Origin of the sequence: Acinetobacter sp. YH12227 (genome assembly GCF_013417785.1) — a bacterium.
GTDB lineage: Bacteria > Pseudomonadota > Gammaproteobacteria > Pseudomonadales > Moraxellaceae > Acinetobacter > Acinetobacter gandensis.
In genome coordinates, this window is the sequence record NZ_VPDH01000025.1 from 40,987 (window position 1) to 47,679 (window position 6,693).

Annotated in this window: 6 protein-coding genes; 5 read left to right on the forward strand and 1 reads right to left on the reverse strand. The window is 39.2% G+C overall.

All coding sequences use genetic code 11. The features are described from left to right. Window positions 1-101 precede the first annotated feature (101 nt). The 5 genes from prmA to purD all read left to right on the forward strand — a co-directional run bounded on the left by prmA (window position 102) and on the right by purD (window position 5,652). Window positions 102-1,004 carry a 50S ribosomal protein L11 methyltransferase gene (gene prmA / locus FTV09_RS07345; protein WP_180057600.1) on the forward strand — a complete coding sequence of 301 codons (903 nt, stop codon included), beginning with the start codon at window positions 102-104 and terminating at the stop codon, window positions 1,002-1,004. Between the two features lie 18 nt (window positions 1,005-1,022). Next, on the forward strand, window positions 1,023-1,904 hold the full coding sequence (locus FTV09_RS07350; protein ID WP_180057602.1) for a DUF3426 domain-containing protein: 882 nt from the start codon (window positions 1,023-1,025) through the stop codon (window positions 1,902-1,904). Between the two features lie 392 nt (window positions 1,905-2,296). Beyond that, a complete protein-coding gene (gene fis / locus FTV09_RS07355; protein ID WP_001086304.1) occupies window positions 2,297-2,566 on the forward strand; it encodes a DNA-binding transcriptional regulator Fis in 270 nt (89 codons plus the stop codon). Window positions 2,567-2,661: 95 nt separating this feature from the next. Then, the gene (purH, locus tag FTV09_RS07360) at window positions 2,662-4,236 is read left to right on the forward strand and encodes a bifunctional phosphoribosylaminoimidazolecarboxamide formyltransferase/IMP cyclohydrolase (protein ID WP_180057604.1); all 1,575 of its coding nucleotides are present in this window, start codon (window positions 2,662-2,664) and stop codon (window positions 4,234-4,236) included. 132 nt (window positions 4,237-4,368) lie between these two features. Further along, entirely contained in the window at window positions 4,369-5,652 is a 1,284-nt protein-coding gene (gene purD, locus FTV09_RS07365) for a phosphoribosylamine--glycine ligase (protein WP_180057607.1), read from the forward strand. A 102-nt stretch (window positions 5,653-5,754) separates the two neighbouring features. Here purD and FTV09_RS07370 read toward each other — a convergent pair whose 3' ends face one another. Further along, window positions 5,755-6,552 (reverse strand): hypothetical protein, encoded by a 798-nt coding sequence (locus tag FTV09_RS07370; protein WP_180057610.1) that lies wholly within the window; start codon window positions 6,550-6,552, stop codon window positions 5,755-5,757. Window positions 6,553-6,693 lie beyond the last annotated feature (141 nt).

A 6,693-nucleotide genomic window follows, 5' to 3' on the forward strand; every position in this document is an offset into this window, starting at 1 on the left:
AATGCATCCTTTTATTTTAAGTGAAAATACATAATCTATAGCTGCAACTTGCCGAGTTCCGTTACAATAGCTTTTTTATAAAACACATTTAGGTTATTTCCGTGAAGTGGTTACAAATTCATATTACTGTTGAGCAAGCTCAAGTTGATTACACCGAAACACTGTTAAGCTCATTAGGCGCAGTAAGTGTAACGCTGGATGATGCTGAAAATCAGGATTTACTTGAACCACTTCCAGGCGAAACGCCACTTTGGAATAAAGTAATCGTTACTGGTATTTACGCACAAGAAGACGATGAAGAAATAGATGTTGCCGCTTTAGAAACATTTATTAAAGCGCAAATGCCCGATGCACCGATGCGTAGCGAATTCCTTGAAGATCAGGAATGGGAACGTACTTGGATGGATGCTTACGAACCAATTCAAATTGGTGAGAAATACTGGATTGTTCCAGAATGGATGGAAGCTCCTGAAGCTGATGCAGTTAATATCAAGTTAGATCCAGGTTTAGCATTCGGTACAGGCAACCATGCTTCTACATTCTTATGCTTACAATGGCTAGGCAAAACAGATGTTAAAGATAAAATCGTCATCGACTACGGCTGTGGTTCAGGTATCTTAGGCGTTGCAGCATTACTTTTAGGCGCTAAAAAAGTTTATGCAACAGATATTGACCCACAAGCAGTTCTTGCAACAAAACAGAATGCTGAATTGAATGGCGTACTAGATCATTTATATGTCGGTTTGCCTGAAGAGTTCAATCAAGAACTTGCTGGACAAAAAGCAGATGTGTTTGTTGCCAACATTCTTGCAGGCCCTTTAATGGCATTGGCGTCAGAATTCGCAACTTTAATTAAATCTGAGGGTGAGTTCGCACTTGCTGGTGTAATTGAAGAGCAAGTTTCTGATGTTTCTAGTGTTTATTCTGAATTTTTTGATATATTAGACGTAGAAAAACGTGACGAAAACTGGTGCCGAATTTCAGGTAAGCGCCAAAAGTATTAAAACCTAAAATGTGTACCTATGAGCGACAAACTGACTAACTGCCCTACTTGTTCTACTACATATAAAGTATCTGTTCCACAGCTTACTGTTGCTCAAGGTATGGTGTGTTGCCCTAAGTGCTCCACATCATTTAATGCATTGTCACATTTGGTTGTAGATAAAGTCTTGTCTTTATCTACACCATCACCAAAAGATGAAAATAGTTCCAAGACCAAAACTATTGATGTCAATCAATACAATATTGACCACAGTGCTATTAAAGAACCTGAAGCCCCAACACATGCACTATTAAAGTTATTCGATCAAAAAGTAGAGAACTCGAATATTGATTTAAAAACCTATTTAAACAACCTTAACTATTTTAGTACTGAGCCTATTGGTAACTTACCTGCGGTCAATTGGGCAGAACAAGCGGAAAGAGAGAAAAAACGCTCTCCACTCAATTATCTTGGTTGGGTCACTGTTAACTTATTATTGTTTGGTGCATTGATATTCCAATTTTTTTGGTTTAATCCGCAATACCTGAAAAATAGTCCAATTATGGGCGCTGCGTTCACAGCAGTTTGCGATGTATTTAATTGTTCACGTCTTGAAGAACATTACAGCCTTATTAGCACTAAAAAAGTTAAAGTACGTAGTACTGGAAATAAAGAAACAAAATTTAGTGGTGAGATGATTAATTATCACGATCGAAGTCTGGCTTTACCCGTTATGAAGATAACTTTAAAGGAAAATGGCGGTGATATTGCGAATTACCAACTTCTGCCAGAAGAATATTTGGCGAAAAGCTTACATGGCATTCAGCGCATTCCAAAAAGTAGTCCATTTAAATTCGAATTTGTGCTGCCAGTTGCACGTAAAAGCTTCGATAATTATTCAATAGAATTGATTCGCCCCTAATATTGGAAAAAACTATTAAAAAACTAAAAAAAACCTAAAAAAAATGCAGTTTTCTTGCTCACTTTTGCTTAGACAATGGTATGATACGCGCCACGAAAGCTTTGTGCTGCAAACTCCTCGCTAAATTTTCACAACAAATACAATCCCAACCGTGCGCTTTATAACTTATCGCGTATTGAGTAGATTTTTTGTTTGATTTTTAGGCTGCAACAATTATTAATCTATTGTTACGCTTATTTTTCGATCAATTTTGCGAGTTGTGTCAAGCTACAAGTAATGTACAAGTTTTAGAACTCCGACTTAGGAACTAAAACGGAGTTCATTAATGTTTATAGACCATTTTTAACAAATCACTTTACCCAAGTGATATTTGATTTTTCGGATTAATTCGCATGAATAGCAAATCTCCTATTTTTACTGCACAATCTGATGTCGCTCTTCGTATTCACGTAGATCGCGCAGTTCGCCATTACTTTGCACAATTGCAAGGCGAGCAACCATCTCAGGTATACGACATGGTGCTGGCGGAAATGGAGAAGCCTCTTCTATCTGTAGTTCTTGAATATACGCGTGGTAATCAAACCCGCGCTGCTGAGATTCTCGGCTTAAACCGTGGTACTTTACGTAAAAAGTTAAAAGCTCACGGTTTAATGAGTGAATAAATGATAAAATGCTTGCGGCTTCCGCAGGCATTTTTTTTAACCTGTATTTTGCTAATTTTGTTTTAATCTGTTCCTTGAAAACTGTGACGAAGATCATGACTATTAAACGCGCTTTAATCTCTGTGTCTGACAAGACTGGTATTGTTGAATTTGCACAAGAACTTGCTGCTCTAGGGGTAGAAATTTTATCTACTGGCGGTACATATAAATTGTTGAAAGACAATAATGTTGCCGTAGTTGAAGTTTCAGAGCACACAGGTTTCCCAGAGATGATGGACGGCCGTGTAAAAACGCTACATCCGAAAATCCATGGTGGTATCTTAGCTCGTCGTGGTCTAGACGAAGCTGTAATGGCTGAACACAACATCGATGCAATCGATTTAGTTGTGGTAAACCTTTATCCATTTGCTGCAACTGTAGCTAAACCAAACTGTTCACTTGCTGATGCAATCGAAAATATCGACATCGGCGGTCCTACTATGGTTCGCGCTGCTGCGAAAAACCATGCTTCTGTAGGTATCGTAGTAAATGCATCTGACTATGGAACTGTTGTTGAAGAATTAAAAGCTGAAGGCGCATTATCACATGCAACTCGTTTTGACCTTGCAGTTAAAGCATTTGAACATACTGCACAGTATGACGGCATGATTGCATCTTACTTAGGCGCTCGCGTAGGTAAGGAAGAAGGTCAAGCAGATAAATTTGCGCGTACTTTCAATACTCAATTAAATAAAGTTCAAGACTTACGTTACGGTGAAAACCCGCATCAATCTGCTGCTTTCTATGTAGAAGACACAGCAACTGAAGCATCTGTTTCTACTGCGAAACAACTTCAAGGTAAAGAATTATCTTATAACAACATCGCAGACACTGACGCAGCACTTGAATGTGTAAAATCATTTGCTAAGCCTGCATGTGTCATCGTAAAACACGCGAACCCATGTGGTGTTGCAGTTTCTCTAGACGGCATCAAAGCGGCTTATGACCTTGCTTATGCAACTGACCCTGAATCTGCATTCGGCGGCATCATTGCATTTAACCGCGAATTAGATGTTGCAACTGCGCAAGCGATTGTTGACCGTCAATTTGTTGAAGTGATTATTGCTCCAAGCGTTGCTGAAGGCGTGCTTGAAGTGACTGGCGCGAAGAAAAACGTACGTGTACTCGTATGTGGCGAACTTCCTGCGATCACAGAACGTAAAGCACAGTTAGATTACAAACGTGTAAATGGCGGTTTATTGGTTCAAGACCAAGACTTAGGCATGATCACAAAAGATGATCTTAAAGTTGTGACTAAACGTGCGCCAACTGAAGCAGAAATTGATGACTTAATCTTTGCTTGGAAAGTTGCGAAATACGTTAAATCTAACGCGATTGTTTATGCAAAAGGTCGTCAAACCATTGGTGTTGGCGCAGGTCAAATGAGCCGCGTAAACTCTGCTCGTATTGCTGCAATTAAAGCTGAACATGCTGGTTTAGTGGTTGAAGGTGCGGTAATGGCATCTGACGCATTCTTCCCATTCCGTGATGGTATTGATAACGCTGCAAAAGCGGGCATCAAATGCATTATCCAACCGGGTGGTTCTATGCGCGATGAAGAAACAATTGCAGCAGCTGATGAAGCTGGTATTGCAATGGTCTTCACTGGCATGCGTCATTTCCGTCACTAAGTTGGCAACGTGATCATGACAATTAAGCACAGTTTTTTGCTTAATACACTAGATTTCTAATCTTGCATAAAGTCCTCTCCTGCTTTCAGGTTGAGGACTTTATGTCATTTTCGATTCATGGAGTATGAACCGATGAATATTTTAGTTTTGGGTAATGGCGGTCGTGAACATGCATTGGCATGGAAAATCGCACAAGATGACAAAGTTGCAAAAGTATTTGTAGCACCAGGTAATGCAGGTTCTGCAACTGAAAATAAATGCGAGAATGTTGCACTAAATATTTTAGATAATGCTGCGATTATCGATTTCGCTAAAAACAATGCAGTTGATTTAGTGATTGTTGGCCCTGAAGCACCGCTCGTAAATGGTGTTGTGGATGCTTGCCGCGAAGCTGGTGTAAAAATTTGGGGTCCAACTCAATTTGCGGCACAGCTTGAAGGCTCTAAAGCATTTGCTAAGCATTTCTTAAAACGCCATAACATCCCAACTGCTTTCTATGATGTATTTACAGAAGTAGATGCAGCAAAAGCATTTGTTGAAAAAAATGGTGCACCAATCGTAATCAAGGCAGATGGTCTTGCTGCAGGTAAAGGCGTAATTGTTGCCATGACCAATCAAGAAGCATTTGATGCGATTGATGACATGCTGGCTGGCAACAAATTTGGTGATGCTGGTTCACGTGTTGTGATTGAAGAATTCCTTGCAGGCGAAGAAGCATCTTTCATTTGTATGATCGATGGCGACAATATTTTGCCAATGGCAACGTCTCAAGACCACAAGCGTATTTTTGAAGGCGACCAAGGCCCGAACACGGGCGGTATGGGTGCATACTCTCCTGCGCCTGTTGTAACTTCAGACGTTTTTGAAAAAGCCATGAATGAAGTGATGCGTCCTACCGTTGAAGGTATGAAAAAAGACGGTCATGTTTATACAGGTTTCTTATACGCAGGCTTAATGATTGACGAACAAGGTCAACCTAAAGTGATCGAGTTCAACTGTCGTTTTGGCGACCCTGAAACACAGCCAATCATGATGCGTTTAAAATCATCTTTAGTTGATTTGGTTGAAGCAGGTATTGCGGGTAACCTACCTACGGAAGCTGAATGGGATGAGCGTAAGACTGTAGGTATCGTTCTTGCATCTAAGGGCTACCCAGAAACTTCTAGCAATGGTGATGTAATTTCAGGTTTAGACACTGAAATGGCAGATGCAAAAGTATTCCATGCTGGTACTAAAGCACTTGAGAATGGTGATATTGTGACTGCTGGCGGTCGTGTACTTTGCGTGACTGCACTTGGCAACACCATTGGTGAAGCACAAGCAAAAGCATTAGAGCTTTGTCAAAAAGTAACGTTTGATGGCGTGCAATATCGTAAGGATATTGGTTACCGTGCGATTGCTCGTGAAAATGCTTAATTTAATTTAAGTATTAAAACCCCGCTAAGTGCGGGGTTTTTTATAAATATATAGCTCAAATAATGGCTTTTATCATCTATATCCATGATTAAAAATACACTTTTATAAATGTTCTTTAAGATAATTTTTAAGTCGATTTTGTACTAATTTTTCAGTTAAATTATCTTTGTAGCTAAAATAGATAATCTCCACTCCATTTGCCTTACTTAGTTGAAGCTTTTCCTTATCCCTTTGCTTTGTCCGTTTTAGACCTTCTTCTCCACCGAATAGATCGACAGCAAGATAGTGTTGTTGCCCTTGGTACTCAATCGCTAAATTTAGCTCTGGGATATAGACATCGAACCTTTGTCGACTCAACCAACTTGGTGATGCTTCTCTTTGAACCGTGTATTGAGGAAATAGCATATTAATGTAGTTGAACAATAAAGTTTCATTAACCCACCTTTCACCTATACGAGCTACACCTTTTAGTTCTCTAACGTGGTTTTCTGCATCCCTTTCACTGATACCCTCCTGTAAAGCGTATTTAGCAATGTACGCGCCGTATTTGGCTTTAAAAGCCGAGCCATACATTTCGTGGCAATAGATTAAATCTGAATTGGTATTGGTGCAGATATGGCAAATCGCAACTTTAACAGATTTATGTTGTAACGCATTTTTAAGGTGATTGTGCCGTACAGCCAAGTCAACTTTATCTTTGGTAAGAGCATCTTTAAAACATGAGCAAAAGAAACTTTCTCCTGTCAGTTTGTTATAAAAAGTTTGTCGCCACTCCCAAACACCCAATTTAGACGGTAATAACTCAATAGGAGGTGTCATTCTTGTATAGAGTTTTTTTAATAAATCCAGTGAAATCTCGATAGAAAGAAGCCGTATTGAAGTTTTGTTTTTAGTTTTCATTTTTTTATTTTTGATCTCTGTACACGACAAATTTCATAGGATCCTTGTCCTATCAGGCTTTTTCTTTCTTAAAATTGCTAGCACTTTCTTAAATTCTTCTTTTTTTCCAAAACCAATCAAACGTAGAATAGCCATTTGAAC

What these genes read in the sequence shown, in the direction of transcription:
- purH (WP_180057604.1), top strand. Translation starts at nt 2,662, where the DNA reads ATGACTATTAAACGCGCTTTAATCTCTGTGTCTGACAAGACTGGTATT.
- FTV09_RS07350 (WP_180057602.1), top strand. Translation starts at nt 1,023, where the DNA reads ATGAGCGACAAACTGACTAACTGCCCTACTTGTTCTACTACATATAAA.
- fis (WP_001086304.1), top strand. Translation starts at nt 2,297, where the DNA reads ATGAATAGCAAATCTCCTATTTTTACTGCACAATCTGATGTCGCTCTT.
- FTV09_RS07370 (WP_180057610.1), bottom strand. Translation starts at nt 6,552, where the DNA reads ATGAAAACTAAAAACAAAACTTCAATACGGCTTCTTTCTATCGAGATT.
- purD (WP_180057607.1), top strand. Translation starts at nt 4,369, where the DNA reads ATGAATATTTTAGTTTTGGGTAATGGCGGTCGTGAACATGCATTGGCA.